This window comes from Enterobacter oligotrophicus, assembly GCF_009176645.1.
Lineage (GTDB): Bacteria > Pseudomonadota > Gammaproteobacteria > Enterobacterales > Enterobacteriaceae > Enterobacter > Enterobacter oligotrophicus.
Map to the genome: position 1 here is coordinate 751,405 of NZ_AP019007.1, position 17,311 is coordinate 768,715.

Sequence of the window (17,311 nt, forward strand, 5' to 3'; positions counted from 1 at the left end):
CCGGGTTGTTTGGCATGTTAACAGACCTGACCTTTCAATTTTGTTCAAGTGACGAGTTTGCGAGCAAAGCGATGATTAAGTGGCCCTGGAAATCGAATGATACTGGTCGAAATATGGCACTGCCCTGGGATGAGGCGCTGGCGATTCCTGTGCTGGCTAATCTCCAGCCGGAAGAACAGTCAAAGCTGATTCAGCTGGCCGATCGTTTTTTGCAGCAAAAACGGCTGGTTCCTCTTCAGGGCTTCGAACTGGAAGCGTTAAAAAGCACGCGTATCGCCCTGCTCTTCTGTTTACCGGTACTGGAACTCGGTATCGAGTGGCTGGATGGCTTCCACGAAGTGCTCATTTACCCGGCTCCGTTCATCGTGGACGACGAATGGGAAGATGATATTGGTCTTGTGCATAATCAGCGTGTTGTTCAGTCCGGGCAAAGCTGGCAGCAAGGGCCGATCATCCTGAACTGGCTGGATATTCAGGATTCATTCGATGCATCCGGCTTCAACCTGATTATCCATGAAGTGGCACACAAACTGGACACCCGCAATGGCGATCGTGCCAGCGGTGTGCCGCTCATTCCGCTACGTGAAGTGGCTGGCTGGGAGCATGACCTGCATGCAGCAATGGACAATATCCAGGATGAGATCGATCTCGTCGGTGAAAGCGCCGCCAGCATTGATGCCTATGCCGCAAGCGACCCGGCGGAATGTTTTGCCGTGCTGTCTGAGTATTTCTTCAGCGCCCCGGAACTTTTCGCTCCTCGTTTCCCGGCACTGTGGCAACGTTTTTGCCATTTCTATCAGCAAGATCCGCTTCAGCGTTTACGTAAAAATGATGCCCTCGGCGGTAATATAGCCACTCAGGTACACTAAAACAGCAGTTTGCATCTTAATTAACCAGTTGAATCAGCGAGTTAATTTTAGTGTTGACACACATTAGCGAGGCCATTAACATGCGCCTCGTTCACACGATTCCTCTGTAGTTCAGTCGGTAGAACGGCGGACTGTTAATCCGTATGTCACTGGTTCGAGTCCAGTCAGAGGAGCCAAATTTGAAAAGCCTGCTTTCAAAGCAGGCTTTTTGCTTTTGGTGAATAACCCGGTCAGCAGCGCCATCGGGCTTCAGCCGTGTTTAAATCTGATAATCAATCGCCACTTCTTCCGGTTCCATCACCTGGCGCTTGATATCATCGACCGATAATCCCGCATTGCATAGCTCGATAAACCGCCACACGTAGTTGCGCTGCAGTTGACCGCGTTTCAGGCCAAGCCAGACGGTATTCGCATCAAACAGGTGACGGGTATCAAGACGCACCAGTTCTCCTGACTCCTGCTCGCCACCGGATTGCTCCGCCACCAGGCCGATACCCAGCCCTAACGCTACATACGTTTTGATCACATCGGAGTCCTGAGCGCTGAGCACCACATCCGGCGTCAACCCTTTGCGGTTGAAGGCTTCGTCGATACGTGAACGCCCGGTTATACCCTGTCGATAGGTAATCAACGGCCATTTGCTGATCTCTTCAAGCGTCAGCGGTGATACCTGGTTAAGCGGGTGATCGGCTGGCAAAAGCAGGCTGTGGTACCAACGAAACCAGGGGAAAGCCACCAGCAGTGGATCGGTGCTGAGTCGTTCGCTGGCGATACCAATATCTGCTCCACCATTCTGCAACAGCACTTCAATTTCCTGCGGTGTGCCCTGGATAAGCTCCAGACGGACGTCAGGGAAAAGCTCGCGAAATGCTTTAATCACGGGCGGCAAACTGTAGCGTGCCTGCGTGTGAGTAGTGGCGATGGTCAGCACGCCCGAGGCGTCATTGGTGAAGAGATCGGCCAGACGGCGAACGTTGCTGGCCTCGTTGAGAATACGCTCAGCGATAACCAGCAATGCCTTGCCAGGCTCCGTCATCCCCAGCAGACGCTTACCGCGGCGGATGAAAATCTCAATACCGAGCTCTTCTTCCAGCTCACGAATATGGCGGCTCACGCCCGACTGCGAGGTGTAAAGCATATTGGCGACTTCAGTCAGGTTGTAATCCCGCCTGGCCGCCTCACGAATAATTTTAAGTTGCTGGAAATTCACGATTCACTCCGGCGCTTGTGACATGGCTCTATTGTTAGAGTTAGCCAGGCTGCAGAACAAATAATAAAAACCAGCATCTTATGCTTTTATGGAATATCAGCTCACAAGCTGCAGTTCGCGATTCTCCAGCGACGGCTTGCTCACCAGAGACATCAAAATCTCTTTCACCGCCTGCGCCTGTGGTGTCAGCGAGCCGCGCGCGGACATATTCAGCGACAACGGCAAACTCATGGACGGCGTCGTGATACGTGCCATCCAGCCGTTTGCTGCGCTGCATAGCGAACGTGCGGCGGATTCAGGTAATACGGTAACGCCCATTCCGCTGGCAATCGCGGCCGTCAGCGTCGAGATGGAGTCGATTTCACCGATAATTTTAGCCGTCAGGCGACGCAGCGAAAAGGCTTCATCCACGCGCACGCGCACGGCGCTGTAATCACGCGGCAGGAACAAATTCATCTCTGCAACCGCGGTCAGATCGACACTTTGCCCCGGACAGTCGCGGGTACCCACCAGATAAAGATCTTCTTTCAGCAGTGGCTGGCTGGTGATCCCGGCTACCGGAGAACGGTCGTAAAGCACGGCCATATCCAGCTGGCCGTTGAGCAGCTTGTCATTCAGCACAGAACCGCTGTTCTCATGCAGATAAACCAGCACCTCAGGCAGTTCAGATCGCACAGCCTGCAGCAGCGGCATCGTGATAGAAGAGGCAGCGGTTCCGGGAGCCAGACCAATGGAGACGTGCCCGCTTAAGGTCTGCCCTACGTTATTCACCGCCAGTTGCGCCTGTTCACACTGACGCAAAATCGTCCGGGCATGGGTATACAAAATTTTTCCTGCTTCGGTTGGCGTTACGCCGCGCTTGGTGCGAATCAACAGTTGCTGATCCATCTCACCTTCCAGCGTAGCCACCTGCTGGCTCAGGGCAGGCTGCGCAATATGCAGCACTTCTGCCGCTTGAGTCAGGCTGCCGATATCGACGATTTTTACGAAGTATTTCAGTCGTCTTAAGTTCATTTTGCCCCCTGTTGTCATGCTGTGCCGGAACCGGCTGTCATTGTTTAAACAGGTTTTGCAATATGAATGCCAGTTTTGGGAAGAGGTCTGATATGTTCGCTAACTGCCTGAAAATAAGGAAACCTAATTACTGACGCCCCTTTTATTACTGAAACAGCGGTTTATGATCTGCCCCATAAGAGGTATATCTGCACAATAACGGTGCAATCCGTTGCCAAAAAAGCCACTTTGCCTGTTTTGTCAGCAAACGAACCAAATGCGTGGTGCCACCCTTTGACAAGCCCGGCAGACGTCGATAATATGCGCCCCGTTCACACGATTCCTCTGTAGTTCAGTCGGTAGAACGGCGGACTGTTAATCCGTATGTCACTGGTTCGAGTCCAGTCAGAGGAGCCAAATTTAGAAAATCCCGCTTAAGGAAACTTACGCGGGATTTTTGTTATTAATCAACTGGCCCTGCAATTAGCCCATATGCCGACATAGCTCGCTCCATCTGTTTATCGCTGTGGCGAACGGCGTATTGCCCAACAAACAGAGATTAATTTCAGCCCCATTTCCCCTGACTGATCTCCGTGACCCGGTTATACGGGATGTTTACTGTGAACCACGTTGAGCGGTTATGACAGGCGCTACATGACACGATAACCCGGAATCATCAGTGCCGTTCAATGTGGCAGTTGCTAAAAAAAGTTCACCATTTTATGGAAACCGCCAGCCCGTTTTCCGGAGGTCAACATGGGCTGGCAAAAGAGTAGCGTTATTCCGCGCAACTATTTAGCTTTTATTTTCTCTAAGAATATCGAGGTATGAACGCTCTCTCCTATTTATCCATGTTTCTTTTATATGCTCTGACAATTGTGGAATATCGCTTTCTAGCGTAGAAGGCCATAAGCAAGGATTATAATCATAGACTCTTAACATGTGGTCTATATCAAATATAGGTGCAGTACCTTTTGCTCTGATCAAACAGACAGGTTTACTAAAGGCAATCCTCATACCTAATTCAAAAAGCACATTTGGATTGTGTTCAGTTAGATCAACTATCACAAGATCAGCAGCATCAAGATCGTTGACAATCGTAGATTGAATAACTTCACTCCCTGCTTTTTTTGCCGTCTTAGCATTAAATCCAGCCTTCACCGCAGAAGGCGTAATGAGATGTTTAAGTACTTCATCAAAATAACCATGCGGGTAGTTAGACGTTTTTTCTGAAAAAGGCATAGCAACAAATGCAATAAGTTTACTTTGCCCTTGAGATTCACCGAGCATAATGGAACTACTAGCTGTGGCAGTTTTGTCATTAACTGAGTTAGTACTAATGCTATCTTCTCTAGCGACTTTTTCTCGAACGTATTTGAGGTTTTGTTGATATAAGTTATAAAAGTCGTCTTGTAATTGATCATCTATACCGAATTCAGTTTTTAGAGTATTCTTTAAATATTCAATCTCAGGTAGGTTACCACCTTGATAGTAATCATATACTTTCTTAAATAAGTCTATATTTAAGAAGCTACTTAATATTGCATTGCCTTCTTCCTCCTGTGATTTAGGATATACTAAACTCTTCCCTAATTCCGTAAGTTCAATTTTGCTTGTGTCGCGAGTACCCACGGTTATGCCGTAATCTCGAGCAGACGCAGTCATGTAGAAAAAATTTGGCCCTTTACCTAAACCCAGTGCTTTAGCAACTTCACCTGGTGCCCATGGGTTACCGGCGTTAAATTCCTTCAGACAGTCAGCTATTTTTCTACAATCTTCTAGAGAGTATTGAGGGAAGTCACGCTTTGGTTTGGTCGCTTTTTTTCTAGGCTTCCTTACTTTAACTACAGGCGTTGTTTCAGATGCAACTTCTGGAGTGGTTTCATTTTGGGAAATTTCGTTATCTTCAGACATATAAATCCTTTTTAATACTAAGAACAAGACTACGATGAAAAATCAAATTTTACATCGTACCGATGATAGCAATGGGATATATCTCAATTAAATAAAAGCTATTGCCATCACAAAATCAAGTTATTAATTATGATTTATTCAATCTTCCCCATTGTTTCATTATTTATACCCATCAGCGGCCTGGCCTCATACCGCACATCTTCGCCCCCACGCACCAGCCGATCCCGCAACCCATAATGATGCACCCGCGCCATGCGCTGCACCCGTGTAACTGACACCCAGTTATCTCATTGATTTTTATTGCCAGAAGCTCTGAGCTCCAGCGTGATCGCTGGTAGCCAAAATCGCCGGGAGCATGTTTTACCAGCTCACGTAAAAACATGCAGATATGCTCAAAAGGCCAGCGACGGGCACACCCGGCAGGTAATGATTTCAGTCCTGCAACACCCGACAGCGTGAACCAGTTAATCCAGCGGCCGACGGAGGAACGGGCACAGCAAAGCGTTCTGGCAACGTCGCTGACGCGACAGCCGCGGTGCATCATCAGCATGGCAGTCAGCCGACGGGCATAATTTTTATCGTGCGTTTTATGGATCGCTTTCTGCATCAGGCGTCGTTCGTCACGGGGAATTGGTGCTATGATCGGCATCACTCAGTCCGGTCAGTGATATTGGTTGGTTTGGCGATGATCAGATCGCACAATCCGGGCTGAGTTCACTCAAAGTGATCTACTATTCCGCGCAGCTTTTTAGATTTATGTAACCTTCGCCTATTGGTGGTCATTTTGGTGGTCTTGACAGCATCGCAATTCAGGTTTAGCTTACTTATTAGCCACTTAAAGGCAAAAGCGATCCCAGTCAGAGGAGCCAAATTTGAAAAGCCTGCTTTTAAAGCAGGCTTTTTGCTTTTGAAACATTACCGCGCAGCAAGGCTTAAATACCGATCTTCACCGGCATTCCCGACCGGCGTTCCAGTTCCGCATCGGCTCCCTCATTTTTAAGCTGTGTCCGCAACGCGGGCGCGATGGGCAGCGGTACTTTCTCCGACGACTCAAATTCCGCACGATTGCGCGACAACGGTTCGTGAACTTCTATCCAGCGGCTGCCGTCCGGCTCCGTGGTCATTTTCAGTGGCTGATCGATAAGCTGCACGCGCGTCCCGACCGGCACATTGTCAAACAGGTATTTGATATCGCTATTGCGCAGGCGTATACAGCCCTGACTCACGCGCAGCCCAATGCCAAAATTTGAGTTTGTACCGTGAATGGCGTACAGCCTGCCAATATAAATAGCATACAGCCCCATCGGGTTATCTGGCCCAGCGGGAACGAATGCAGGCAGGGTTTTCCCCTCTTTCGCATATGCACGACGCGTATTCGGCGTTGGCGACCAGGTCGGCCCTTCCTGCTTACGCTCAACGGTCGTCACCCAGTTGCGCGGCGTTTCGCGCCCGGCCTGGCCTATGCCAATCGGCAGGATCTCAACGGTATTGCCCTCTTTTGGGTAATAGTAGAGGCGCATTTCCGCGACGTTCACCACAATCCCCTCACGTACCGTGGGGGGCAGAATGATTTGCTGGGGCACCACCAGTTGCGTACCGGCTTTAGGCAGAAACGGATCGACTCCCGGATTCGCTTCCAGCATATTGCTGAGCCCTTGCCCGTGCTGTGCAGCGAACGCTTCGAGCGGCAGCGTGTTGCCATCAGGTACGGTGATGGTTATTGGCGCACCAACGAGGCGGCTCCCTTCAGGCGGCAGAGGATAACTCACCGCCAGCACAGTTTGACTCATGAATAACGCGCTTAAACAGCCCAACAGAATATGACGACGCATAATCCCTTCCTTAGTCGCTCCCGATATTTGATAAACATAGCGTAGCCGCTTTGCATCCCCATCAGGAAATAAAATCAGTTTTCTCTCGCCTCCTGTCGCGGTAGTCTCATACGTTCCATCAATGATGGCTGCAATGTGAGTAACCTTTTCTTATACCAATAATTAAAAATCAGTACAGACAGGACAACTATGGACTCCACCCTCATCTCCGATCGTTCCCGCAAGGAGACATCTTCGCTTAACCGCGCCCGCCGCGCCGCACTGGGTAGCTTCGCTGGTGCGGTTGTCGACTGGTATGATTTTCTGCTCTATGGCATCACCGCCGCGCTGGTGTTTAACCGTGAATTTTTCCCCCAGATCAGCCCCGCGATGGGCACGCTCGCCGCGTTTGCCACCTTTGGCGTGGGCTTTCTGTTCCGCCCTCTGGGTGGGGTGATTTTCGGCCACTTTGGCGATCGGCTGGGCCGCAAACGCATGCTGATGCTCACCGTGTGGATGATGGGGATCGCCACCGCGCTTATCGGTATTTTACCGTCGTTTGCCACCATCGGCTGGTGGGCTCCGGTGCTGCTGGTCACGCTGCGCGCCATTCAGGGTTTTGCCGTGGGTGGCGAATGGGGCGGTGCGGCACTGTTGTCCGTCGAGAGCGCACCGAAAAACAAGAAGGCGTTCTACAGCAGCGGTGTGCAGGTGGGATATGGCGTCGGGCTGCTGCTCTCCACCGGGCTGGTGTCGCTGATAAGCCAGCTCACAACAGACGAACAGTTTTTGAGCTGGGGCTGGCGCATTCCGTTCATCTTCAGCATCGTGCTGGTGATCGCCGCGCTGTGGATACGCAACGGAATGGAAGAGTCTGCGGAATTTGAACAGCAGCAGCGGGAAAAGCCCGCTACCCAAAAACGGCTGCCGGTAATGGAAGCGTTGGTCCAGCACCCTGGCGCTTTTCTGAAAATTATCGCCCTGCGCCTGTGCGAGCTGCTGACGATGTATATCGTTACCGCGTTTGCCCTGAACTATTCCACGCAAAACCTCGGCTTACCACGTGAACTGTTTCTGAACATTGGTCTGGTGGTTGGTGGGATCAGTTGCCTGACCATTCCATGTTTCGCCTGGCTGGCGGACCGGTTCGGCCGTCGCCGGGTCTACATTACCGGCGCGTTAATTGGCACACTCAGCGCCTGGCCGTTCTTTATGGCGCTGGAAGCGCAGTCGGTATTCTGGATTGTCTTCTTCGCCATCATGCTGGCTAACATCGCCCATGACATGGTGGTGTGCGTACAGCAGCCGATGTTCACCGAACTGTTTGGCGCGAGCTATCGTTACAGCGGTGCAGGCGTAGGGTATCAGGTGGCAAGCGTGGTCGGTGGCGGGTTTACACCGTTTATTGCTGCCGCACTGGTGACTTTCTCCGGCGGGAACTGGCACAGCGTGGCGATTTATCTGCTGGTGGGTTGCCTGCTGTCTGCCGCCACGGCGCTGTTTATGAAAGAGACGAGCCACAGCTGATCTCACTTTTGTTTCACAAGCGTGTGACATACTATCGGGTAACGCCGCACACCTGTGGAACAAGGAGACAGACATGAATAATAAGGGCTCCAGCCTGACCCCGGCTCAGGCGCTGGAAAAACTTGACGCGCTGTACGAACAGTCCGTCAATGCACTGCGCAGCGCCATTAGTGAATACATTGAAACAGGGAAACTCCCCGACGAAAAGGCCAGAACCCAGGGCCTTTTTGTTTATCCATCGCTCTCTGTAACCTGGGACGGCAGCGCCAGCACAACGCCAAAAACCCGTGCCTATGCGCGCTTTACCCACTCCGGCTGTTACAGCACCACCGTCACCCGTCCGGCACTTTTCCGGCCTTACCTTGAAGAACAACTCACGCTGCTTTATCAGGATTACGGCGCACATATTTCCGTTGAGCCTTCGCTGCATGAGATCCCGTATCCGTACGTGATCGACGGCTCTGCGCTGACGCTCGACCGCTCCATGAGCGCGGGGCTGACGCGTCATTTCCCAACCACCGAGCTTTCGCAGATTGGCGATGAGACTGCGGATGGTATTTATCATCCGGCGGAATTCTCGCCGCTGTCGCACTTTGATGCCCGCCGTGTGGATTTTTCGCTGGCACGCCTGCGTCATTACACCGGTACGCCAGCCGAACACTTCCAGCCTTTCGTGCTGTTCACCAACTACACCCGCTATGTTGACGAGTTTGTCCGCTGGGGCTGTAGCCAAATTCTTGACCCGGACAGCCCGTACATTGCGCTCTCGTGCGCGGGTGGGATCTGGATCACCGCTGAAACCGAAGCCCCCGAGCAGGCCATTTCCGATCTGGCCTGGAAGAAACATCAAATGCCCGCCTGGCACTTGATCACTGCCGATGGTCAGGGGATCACGCTGATCAACATCGGTGTAGGTCCGTCGAACGCCAAAACCATCTGCGACCACCTCGCAGTGCTGCGTCCGGACGTCTGGCTGATGATTGGTCACTGCGGCGGCCTGCGTGAAAGCCAGCTGATTGGCGACTACGTGCTGGCTCACGCTTATCTGCGTGACGATCATGTGCTGGACGCAGTGCTTCCACCGGATATCCCGATCCCAAGCATCGCAGAAGTGCAGCGTGCGCTGTATGACGCCACGAAAGAGGTGAGCGGAATGCCAGGGGAAGAGGTTAAACAACGCCTGCGCACAGGCACCGTCGTGACCACCGATGACCGTAACTGGGAGTTACGCTACTCCGCCTCGGCGCTGCGCTTCAACCTGAGCCGCGCGGTGGCCATCGATATGGAAAGCGCCACTATTGCCGCACAGGGTTACCGTTTCCGCGTCCCTTACGGCACGCTGCTGTGCGTTTCCGATAAGCCGCTGCACGGCGAAATTAAGTTGCCAGGTCAGGCTAACCGTTTCTACGAAGGCGCTATTTCTGAGCACTTGCAAATCGGTATTCGTGCCATTGATTTACTTCGGGCAGAAGGCGACAAGCTGCACTCCCGCAAGCTGCGCACCTTCAACGAACCGCCATTCCGCTGATATCAGTAAGGAAAAGTTATGCATACCACATCACCGTTATCCGCCCTGCGTCAGTGGCTACAGGAAAACAACCTCGACGGAATGATCGTCCCGCGCTCGGACGCCTGGCAAAGCGAATACTGTGCACCGTACGACGAAAAACTGGCCTGGCTGACCGGCTTCGACGGTTCTGCCGGGCTGGCGCTGGTGCTGAAAGACAAAGCCCTGTTATTCGTCGATGGTCGCTATCAGGTTCAGGCTCGCGTACAGGTCAACATGGATGACATTGCAATTCATCATCTGCATAACGAACCGCTGGCCGAGTGGCTGTTGAAAAATGCGGAAGCAGGAATGCGGATTGGCTTTGAAGCGCTGTTGATGACCAACGCAGAATTCACGCAGCTTTCAGCCACACCGTGCGAGCTGGTGCCGCTGGACCTGTCGCCATTTGATACGCTCTGGACTGACCGCCCTGCCGCACCAGCGGGGCTTATCCGTGAAATGCCAGACGATATCAGCGGCGAAGGCAGTGCCGACAAGCGTCAACGCGTGGCTGAAATCCTGGCCGGGAAAGCGGCCGACTACCTGGCCATCACCCAGCCGGACAATATCGCCTGGCTGCTGAACGTGCGCGGCTCAGATATCTCTACCAGCCCGGTCCCGCTCTCATTTGCGCTGCTTGGCCGCGACGGGCACGTCGAGTGGTTTGTTAACGACAACAAGCTGAGCAATTTACCGGATTCGTTTCGACATACTGTCACGATTGCGCCGCAGGATGCCTTTATCGGACGCTGTCAGCAGCTTGCAAAGGGTAAGCGGGTAATGGTCGACGCCGATTCCGCCCCGGTAGCGTTGCGCTTTGCCATTGAACCCGACGGGGAAATTATCTGGCAGACCGATCCCATCACGTTGATGAAAGCCCATAAAAACCCAGTGGAGCTGGCGGGATATCGTGAGTGCCATCATCAGGACGGTGCTGCGTGGGTCAATTTCCTCGCCTGGCTGAGCCGCGAGGTGCCTAAGCGGCAGGCCGCTGGGCAGCCCCTGACGGAGCTTGAAGTACAGGCAAAGCAGCTGGCTTTCCGTCAGCAGCAACCGGGCTTTATTGAGCAGAGTTTTGCGACAATTTCCGCATCTTCCAGCAATGCGGCGATGTGCCATTACCACTCAAGCGAAGCCAGCAATAAAACCCTCGGTCACGATCATTTTTATCTCAATGATTCCGGCGGTCAGTACCACAACGGCACCACCGATGCGACGCGCACGCTGGCGTGGGGCAAGGTCGACCCGCAGCAGCGCTTACACTACACCGCGGTATTACGGGGCTTTTTGTCTCTGATTACGCTGCAGTTCCCGTCCGGCAGCCAGGGACATCAGCTCGACGCCTTTGCGCGCCGCCCGTTGTGGGAGATGGGGCTGGATTACGATCATGGCACCGGGCATGGCGTGGGACATCAACTCCTGATCCACGAAAATCCGCACCGTTTTGCGAAAAAGGTCAACCCGTGGCCGCTGATGGCAGGCAATATTATGACCATTGAGCCGGGGTATTATCTGGCCGGAAGTCACGGCATTCGCATTGAAAACCAGGTGGAAATCGTGGAAAGCCGTCCGGGATTTTGCGCGTTTGCATCGCTGACGCTGATCCCAATTGATCTAAGCCAGGCTGAGCTACACCTGTTAAACGAGCAGGAAAAACAGTGGCTGGATGAGTATCACCAGAAAGTACGTGAGGCGCTGTCGCCACTGGTGGATAGTGATGCGCGTCCGTGGCTGTTTGAAGCGACCGCGCCGATTCGTGTGAGCCGGTAATCTCTGGCGCAGAAAAGCAAAAAGCCTGCTTTAAAAGCAGGCTTTTCAAATTTGGCTCCTCTGACTGGACTCGAACCAGTGACATACGGATTAACAGTCCGCCGTTCTACCGACTGAACTACAGAGGAATCGTGTGAACGGGGCGCATATTATCGATGCTCACCCATGATGTCAAAGGCAGAATGCAGATTTCTGATCGTTTGCCGATTTATTCTCCACTTCGTGCATTTGTCAGGCATTCTGGCGTTTCAGCGGCAACAGGTTCGGGTTTTATGCGCGGGTATTTCCATAACCAGCGTCCGCTCACCATTCGCCAGTAGAACAGCGCACCGCGCACTGCCCAGTCAAGGAACATCCCCAGCCAGACGCCCACAACCCCCATTCCCAGCATGATCCCCAGCGTATAGCCCGCAACCACGCGACAGCCCCACATACCGAGCATTGATACCCACATCGCAAAACGGGCATCACGTGCCCCTTTCAGCCCGGCGGGCAGAACCCAGGACGCCGCCCAGATCGGCATAAACGCGGCGTTCAGCCAAATCAGAATTTTAACGACTTCTTTTACGTCATTCTCATGGGTATAAAACGATGCCATCAGTCCGGCAAAGGGGGCCGTTCCCCAGGCTATCGCCGTTAGCCCGATGGTCGATAACCAGAAAACATGACGCAGTTGTCGCTCCGCCTGCCCTATCTGCCCTTTCCCGAGACGTTTGCCGGTGATGATGGTGGATGCAGATCCAAGCGCGTTACCTGGCAGGTTAATCAAAGAGGCGATGGAGAAGGCAATAAAATTACCGGCGATAACGTCGGTTCCCATACCGGCAACAAACATTTGCGTCAGCAGCTTCCCTCCATTAAACAGCACCGATTCAATACTTGCCGGAATACCAATCCCCATCACTTCCCAGATAATGGCAAAATTGAGTGGACGGAAATAACTTTTCAATGTGAGGCGCAGGGATGGTGTGATGCCGGTCATCAGTACGCCTACGATTGCCGCCGCACCGATGTAGCGCGAAATGGTCAGCCCAAGCCCGGCTCCCACAAAACCCAGGCCGTCCCAGGAAAAAACACCATAGATCAAAACGCTGCTGATAATAATATTCAGGATGTTCATCCCGCCGTTGATCAGCAGCGGGATTTTGGTATTTCCTGCACCACGCAGTGCCCCGCTGCCAATTAAAGCGATAGCGGCTGCCGGATAGCTAATGACCGTCATTTCCAGATAGGTTAGCGCGAGATCTTTAACGTCATTTGTCGCTTCGCCCGCGACGATGTCGATAATTTCTTTGCCGTAGTAATGAATCACAGCCGCCAGCACGATCGAAAAAAGGGTCATGATCATCAGCGACTGCCGGGCTGCTTCGCGTGCGCGTTTCGGGTCGAGCTTGCCCAGACTGAATGCGACGACAACGGTCGTCCCGAGATCGATAGCGGCAAAGAAAGACATCACCACCATATTAAAGCTGTCCGCCAGGCCGACACCTGCCATCGCCTCCTTCCCGAGCCAGCTCACCAGAAACGTGCTCAGTACACCCATCAACAGGACGCAGGTGTTCTCCAGGAAAATAGGTACAGCAAGGGGGGTGATTTCACGCCAGAACAAAACACGATAGCTTTTACGTTTTGCATACCAGGGAGTGCGCATAATCGCCTGGCGTAGGGGGGCTGTGACGTTCAAAATGGACCTTAGCGAGAAAGTTGAAACTCCATTTCAAATGATGGGGTAGAAATGCCCATCCTGCAAAGTATTTTCCATAAAATATGTTTGGTTTTACAACAAACTGTCGACAGAAACAGCAAACAGCCGCGATTCCCAAAGATCGGGTTTGACAAAACTTTTTTCGCCGCTAAGATAAGCCTCCACAACGATTCCTCTGTAGTTCAGTCGGTAGAACGGCGGACTGTTAATCCGTATGTCACTGGTTCGAGTCCAGTCAGAGGAGCCAAATTTGAAAAGCCTGCTTTTAAAGCAGGCTTTTTGCTTTTCTGCCACCTGCAGATATAAAAAAGGCTCCCTGTCATCAGGGAGCCTTTTTCACAATGCTACGCGATTATTCGCCTTTTACTTCAGCGTTTTTGATTTCGCCCATCACTTTCAGCTTTTTGGAGATGTCGCGACGCTCTTTGGACAGCTCAGCATTCTTGATGATGTAGTCGTCAACACGGTCTTCGTAATCGCTTTTCATGCTGGCGATGATGCCCTGGATAGCCTCAACGCTCATGCCTGGCTTGATGTAGTCGCTCAGGTTGTCCAGCAGCAGAACACGTTTTTGGTTGTCACGGATCTTCTTCTCAACGTCCTGGATTTCACGCTGCAGTTTGTTTTTGCGGCGGAACAGGCGGACGAATTCCAGAACATCCTGGAACGAAGGCTTGGTAGTTTCCATTTTTACACCCCTGATAATGTGAGATTCGGATTCGTTAAAGCAACCGTTGTAACAGTAACCTTACTGACAGCGGCCGCGAATGACAATGAGTATATCGTTTAAAGCTATCATAACCCCAATTGCTGCTGAATCGAAGCAGCAGGCGTCACATATGGCAATAGCTGCTTTTTATTTGCGCAGCGCCCGGCAGATCAGATGCGACAACAGCTCTAGCTGTCGCGCCAGCTCCATGCTCAACCAGACATAACCATGAATCGGCGTTTCTGCCACGTTATCGCCCTGCCGCTCGTTAATCAGTTGTTTCAGCTCGGCGACGATTTCATTCAGACGTTCACTGTTCGCCAGGATTGGCTGTGGGTTGCCTTCATACAGCGCGTGGGCAATGGTTAGCAGCGTTTGCTGCGTCATCTGCTGCGTCTCTTTCAGCGTATGCGCGTTAAGCATTAAGAGATGGCTGGAACGGGATGCCCAGTGAGCATTGATTTGCAACTCCAGCATACAAACCAGATTACGGCTCACAGTCTGAATCGCTTCGAAAATGGCTTTCTGGATGTGGGTCTCTTTGCTGGCCGGCGTGATTAGACCGCGCATCTTAACCACATCACTGAGGATTTTTTGCAGATGTTTTTCCAGCCGCGGCCGTTCGACCAGGTTTGGCGAAAACCCCGCCTGGTAGACCCGATTAAACGCTGTGACATAGTTTGCCATCTGAATACGCCAGTGCAGGAACGCGCGCTGGGGCCAGATGCCGGTAAACAGCATTGCCAGCAGCGAGCCGAGGATAACATCCCCGCTTCGCCATAGCGCGGTCGTCATGTCTCCTGCCGGAGCACCAACAACAACAGAAAGCGTGATACCAATCAGTAAGGCCTGATACGGTTTTTTGCCCAACGCCAACCAGCCGCAGAGGAACATCGCCGCTGCGCACCACAACAGCATGACCGGGAATGAGATCAGTTCGAGTTTCAGGGCGATAAGCCCCAGCACTGAACCGAGGACAGTGCCGCCTATACGCTCAAAAGCACGCGGGACAACATTTCCCCAAAATGAGATGGGCCCCATGATGACCACCAGCGTGATCAGCGGCCATGTTCCTTCAGGGACATCCAGCAAACGGACCAGAACAAAAGTCAGAATAAACGCCAGCGCGATACGGCATCCATGTACCACGCGGTAATGTTTATACAACCGGATTTCAAAAGGCGTTAATGATTTGTCGGGACGCACACCCGCTCTCCAGCTACACGGCAAACCACAATTGTACTGTGTTTTCAGCCGGGTGGATCACACCCGGTTGAAAAACCCTGTTATTTCCAGGCCTAACCCGCTTTGTGCTCAACCGGCACAAACATTTCGATATCCCAGTAGCCATCCGCATTACCGTCGTTCAGGTAGCGTTCAAAACAGGGCTTTGGCGCGATTTGATAGTGTGTGTCTTCAAGAAGGGAATTAAAAAACTGATACCAGGGTGTGGCAAAGTCGTGGTTTTCGACACGCGCCGTTGCCACGGCATAATCCCCCGCAGCGATTTCAGTGAGCATCACCCCTTCACTGTTTTCAGGGATGACAAAATCATCAGGCACCGTGACGGCTGTATCACAGCGTAATTTTTCTGCCGGAACCTCATCGGGATTATCGTAATAAACCGCAACCCACTCCAGAGGTTGAATATGACGACCATCAACCCACATGACCAGCTGTTCGAAGCCTTGTTTGACCGTGTTTTCCCACGGTCCGACAAGGTGAAAACCCGCGATCTTACGTTTCTGTTGCTGTCTGATGCTGTAGTCCATGCTGCCTCCGTTTATTACTGTGTATTTATACACTATAAAGCAGATTTTCGCTGTTCAGCAAACAAGGAATGTTTATTATGCGAGCAGACTCGCAACCCTGCCAGTCTGCTCGTCGCGGCTCATCTGCAGCGTCAGAGTTTATGATGCAGGTAATCACCCATCCGTGAGAAAAATCCACCTTTATCAACGCTTTCCAGCGTCACCAGCGGCCAGTGCGCAACGACTTTGTCGCGGTCAAATAGCTGGATCTCCCCGACGCGCTGATGCGCGGCAATCGGTGCGTCCAGCTCTTTTTTATCCAGGACGTATTTTGCTTTGATATTGGGCACTTCCGCCTTCGGTAAGGCCAGCCAGAAATCCTGATCGGTGCCTAATTTCACCTGCTCTTTATCGCCGTACCAGATGCGCTCGGTGCCCACTTTTTTGCCATTATGCAGAATTTGCACGGTATCGAAATTCTGTTGCCCCCAGTGCAGTAGTTTGCGAGCCTGCTCTTCCCGGCCTTTCGGGCTATCCGCGCCCATAACCACGGCAATCAAACGACGCTGGCCGTCTACCGCTGAGGCGATAAGGTTAAAACCGGCACCTGAGGTATGGCCTGTTTTTAACCCGTCAACGTTCATGGTTTTATCCCATAGCAGGCCGTTGCGGTTTTGCTGGGTGATGCCGTTCCATGTAAGGCTTTTTTCGCTGTACATATGGTAGAACTCAGGCTCACCGTGAATGATCGCGCGTGAAAGTACCGCCAGGTCATAGGCAGAACTGTGTTGCCCCGGTGCATCCAGGCCATGCACGGTTTCAAAATGAGTGTCGCGCAGGTGCAGTTTTTGCACATAGTCGTTCATCATGTTCACGAATTGTGGCTGCCCTCCGGCCACATGGTCAGCCAGCGCCACGCAGGCGTCGTTGCCGGAATCAACAATCAGGCCACGGCTCAGGTCACGCACGGAGACGCGATCGCCCTCTTTCAGGAACATCAACGATGAACCGTCAAATACCGGATTACCTTTTGCCCATGCATCGCGGCCTACGGTAACAATGTCATCAGGACTAATGCGATAGCTATCAATAGCGCGATCGACGACGTAGCCAGTCATCAGCTTGGTCAGGCTTGCCGGGTTGCGCTGTTGATGTTCGTTGCCCGCCGTTAAGATTTGACCCGTGGTGTAATCCATCAGTACCCAGGAGCCAGCCTGGATGGCCGGAGGCTGCGGTGAAAAATCCAGCGGTTCGGCAGCCAGCGCAGATGAAATACTCGAAGCGAGTAAAGAAACAGCAATAAACAGACGGCGTTTCAACGGTATATCCTCAGGTCATTAAAAATCGTTGACCTTTTTACGGGAGTTCTGATGTCCTTACCTGCCTTAATTGCAAAAAAATGTGACAGGAGGCATGTTTTCCCCTGAAGTCAGCTCGCAAATTTCATTGATAAAGGCGCTTTTTATTCGGTCTGTGCATCACGATCGTTTACCATAGCAATGT

Annotated in this window: 13 protein-coding genes, 4 tRNA genes and 3 pseudogenes; 8 read left to right on the forward strand and 12 right to left on the reverse strand. The window is 52.3% G+C overall.

All coding sequences use genetic code 11. From position 1 onward, the window contains the following. Positions 1 to 71 precede the first annotated feature (71 nt). Positions 72 to 869 carry a DgsA anti-repressor MtfA gene (gene mtfA / locus EoCCA6_RS03605; RefSeq protein WP_152081511.1) on the forward strand — a complete coding sequence of 266 codons (798 nt, stop codon included), beginning with the start codon at positions 72 to 74 and terminating at the stop codon, positions 867 to 869. Between the two features lie 100 nt (positions 870 to 969). Beyond that, positions 970 to 1,045: transfer RNA gene (locus EoCCA6_RS03610), tRNA-Asn, on the forward strand. 83 nt (positions 1,046 to 1,128) lie between these two features. Here EoCCA6_RS03610 and cbl read toward each other — a convergent pair. Next, on the reverse strand, positions 1,129 to 2,079 hold the full coding sequence (cbl, locus tag EoCCA6_RS03615) for an HTH-type transcriptional regulator Cbl (RefSeq protein ID WP_152081512.1): 951 nt from the start codon (positions 2,077 to 2,079) through the stop codon (positions 1,129 to 1,131). A 96-nt stretch (positions 2,080 to 2,175) separates the two neighbouring features. Then, the gene (gene nac, locus EoCCA6_RS03620; RefSeq protein WP_152081513.1) at positions 2,176 to 3,093 is read right to left on the reverse strand and encodes a nitrogen assimilation transcriptional regulator NAC; all 918 of its coding nucleotides are present in this window, start codon (positions 3,091 to 3,093) and stop codon (positions 2,176 to 2,178) included. 320 nt (positions 3,094 to 3,413) lie between these two features. Between nac and EoCCA6_RS03625 the strand changes: the two genes are divergently transcribed. Then, positions 3,414 to 3,489 (forward strand) — tRNA-Asn (locus tag EoCCA6_RS03625). Between the two features lie 203 nt (positions 3,490 to 3,692). Next, positions 3,693 to 3,848 (forward strand): annotated as a pseudogene (locus EoCCA6_RS03630) (IS630 family transposase); the annotation flags it as partial. A gap of 19 nt (positions 3,849 to 3,867) precedes the next feature. On the opposite strand, the gene EoCCA6_RS03635 reads toward EoCCA6_RS03630, so the two are convergent. From EoCCA6_RS03635 to ldtA, 4 genes and pseudogenes are all read right to left on the reverse strand, one after another. Beyond that, positions 3,868 to 4,986 (reverse strand): hypothetical protein, encoded by a 1,119-nt coding sequence (locus EoCCA6_RS03635; protein WP_226544155.1) that lies wholly within the window; start codon positions 4,984 to 4,986, stop codon positions 3,868 to 3,870. Positions 4,987 to 5,120: 134 nt separating this feature from the next. Continuing rightward, positions 5,121 to 5,252, reverse strand: a pseudogene (locus tag EoCCA6_RS03645) (phage virion morphogenesis family protein); the annotation flags it as partial. Next, positions 5,201 to 5,635, reverse strand: a pseudogene (locus tag EoCCA6_RS03650) (helix-turn-helix domain-containing protein); the annotation flags it as partial. The pseudogenes EoCCA6_RS03650 and EoCCA6_RS03645, both read right to left, overlap by 52 nt. Before the next feature lie 283 nt (positions 5,636 to 5,918). Beyond that, positions 5,919 to 6,818: a L,D-transpeptidase gene (gene ldtA / locus EoCCA6_RS03655; protein WP_152081514.1), complete on the reverse strand. Its 900-nt coding sequence runs from the start codon at positions 6,816 to 6,818 to the stop codon at positions 5,919 to 5,921. A 189-nt stretch (positions 6,819 to 7,007) separates the two neighbouring features. Here ldtA and shiA point away from each other — a divergent pair, with 189 nt between their 5' ends. From shiA to EoCCA6_RS03670, 3 genes are all read left to right on the forward strand, one after another. After that, positions 7,008 to 8,324, forward strand: coding sequence for a shikimate transporter (shiA, locus tag EoCCA6_RS03660; RefSeq protein ID WP_152081515.1), 1,317 nt, complete (start codon positions 7,008 to 7,010; stop codon positions 8,322 to 8,324). Positions 8,325 to 8,397: 73 nt separating this feature from the next. Next, entirely contained in the window at positions 8,398 to 9,852 is a 1,455-nt protein-coding gene (locus EoCCA6_RS03665) for an AMP nucleosidase (RefSeq protein WP_152081516.1), read from the forward strand. Positions 9,853 to 9,870: 18 nt separating this feature from the next. Further along, a complete protein-coding gene (locus EoCCA6_RS03670; RefSeq protein WP_152081517.1) occupies positions 9,871 to 11,643 on the forward strand; it encodes an aminopeptidase P family protein in 1,773 nt (590 codons plus the stop codon). Positions 11,644 to 11,695: 52 nt separating this feature from the next. On the opposite strand, the gene EoCCA6_RS03675 is transcribed toward EoCCA6_RS03670, so the two are convergent. Continuing rightward, positions 11,696 to 11,771: transfer RNA gene (locus tag EoCCA6_RS03675), tRNA-Asn, on the reverse strand. Between the two features lie 80 nt (positions 11,772 to 11,851). Continuing rightward, positions 11,852 to 13,294, reverse strand: a complete 1,443-nt coding sequence (gene emmdR / locus EoCCA6_RS03680) for a multidrug efflux MATE transporter EmmdR (protein ID WP_338031252.1) — start codon at positions 13,292 to 13,294, stop codon at positions 11,852 to 11,854. 225 nt (positions 13,295 to 13,519) lie between these two features. On the opposite strand from emmdR, the gene EoCCA6_RS03685 reads away from it, so the two are divergent. Continuing rightward, a tRNA-Asn gene (locus EoCCA6_RS03685) sits at positions 13,520 to 13,595 on the forward strand. Positions 13,596 to 13,700: 105 nt separating this feature from the next. Here EoCCA6_RS03685 and EoCCA6_RS03690 read toward each other — a convergent pair. The 4 genes from EoCCA6_RS03690 to dacD all read right to left on the reverse strand — a co-directional run bounded on the left by EoCCA6_RS03690 (position 13,701) and on the right by dacD (position 17,127). Further along, positions 13,701 to 14,036 (reverse strand): DUF496 family protein, encoded by a 336-nt coding sequence (locus tag EoCCA6_RS03690; RefSeq protein WP_152081519.1) that lies wholly within the window; start codon positions 14,034 to 14,036, stop codon positions 13,701 to 13,703. A 168-nt stretch (positions 14,037 to 14,204) separates the two neighbouring features. After that, the gene (locus EoCCA6_RS03695; protein WP_152081520.1) at positions 14,205 to 15,263 is read right to left on the reverse strand and encodes an FUSC family protein; all 1,059 of its coding nucleotides are present in this window, start codon (positions 15,261 to 15,263) and stop codon (positions 14,205 to 14,207) included. A 92-nt stretch (positions 15,264 to 15,355) separates the two neighbouring features. Further along, positions 15,356 to 15,829, reverse strand: a complete 474-nt coding sequence (sbmC, locus tag EoCCA6_RS03700) for a DNA gyrase inhibitor SbmC (RefSeq protein ID WP_152081521.1) — start codon at positions 15,827 to 15,829, stop codon at positions 15,356 to 15,358. Between the two features lie 131 nt (positions 15,830 to 15,960). Further along, entirely contained in the window at positions 15,961 to 17,127 is a 1,167-nt protein-coding gene (gene dacD / locus EoCCA6_RS03705; protein WP_152081522.1) for a serine-type D-Ala-D-Ala carboxypeptidase DacD, read from the reverse strand. Positions 17,128 to 17,311 lie beyond the last annotated feature (184 nt).

Coding starts and splice junctions, on each gene's coding strand:
- mtfA (WP_152081511.1), top strand. CDS start 72: ATGATTAAGTGGCCCTGGAAATCGAATGATACTGGTCGAAATATGGCA.
- nac (WP_152081513.1), bottom strand. CDS start 3,093: ATGAACTTAAGACGACTGAAATACTTCGTAAAAATCGTCGATATCGGC.
- EoCCA6_RS03635 (WP_226544155.1), bottom strand. CDS start 4,986: ATGTCTGAAGATAACGAAATTTCCCAAAATGAAACCACTCCAGAAGTT.
- ldtA (WP_152081514.1), bottom strand. CDS start 6,818: ATGCGTCGTCATATTCTGTTGGGCTGTTTAAGCGCGTTATTCATGAGT.
- shiA (WP_152081515.1), top strand. CDS start 7,008: ATGGACTCCACCCTCATCTCCGATCGTTCCCGCAAGGAGACATCTTCG.
- EoCCA6_RS03665 (WP_152081516.1), top strand. CDS start 8,398: ATGAATAATAAGGGCTCCAGCCTGACCCCGGCTCAGGCGCTGGAAAAA.
- EoCCA6_RS03670 (WP_152081517.1), top strand. CDS start 9,871: ATGCATACCACATCACCGTTATCCGCCCTGCGTCAGTGGCTACAGGAA.
- emmdR (WP_338031252.1), bottom strand. CDS start 13,294: ATGCGCACTCCCTGGTATGCAAAACGTAAAAGCTATCGTGTTTTGTTC.
- EoCCA6_RS03690 (WP_152081519.1), bottom strand. CDS start 14,036: ATGGAAACTACCAAGCCTTCGTTCCAGGATGTTCTGGAATTCGTCCGC.
- sbmC (WP_152081521.1), bottom strand. CDS start 15,829: ATGGACTACAGCATCAGACAGCAACAGAAACGTAAGATCGCGGGTTTT.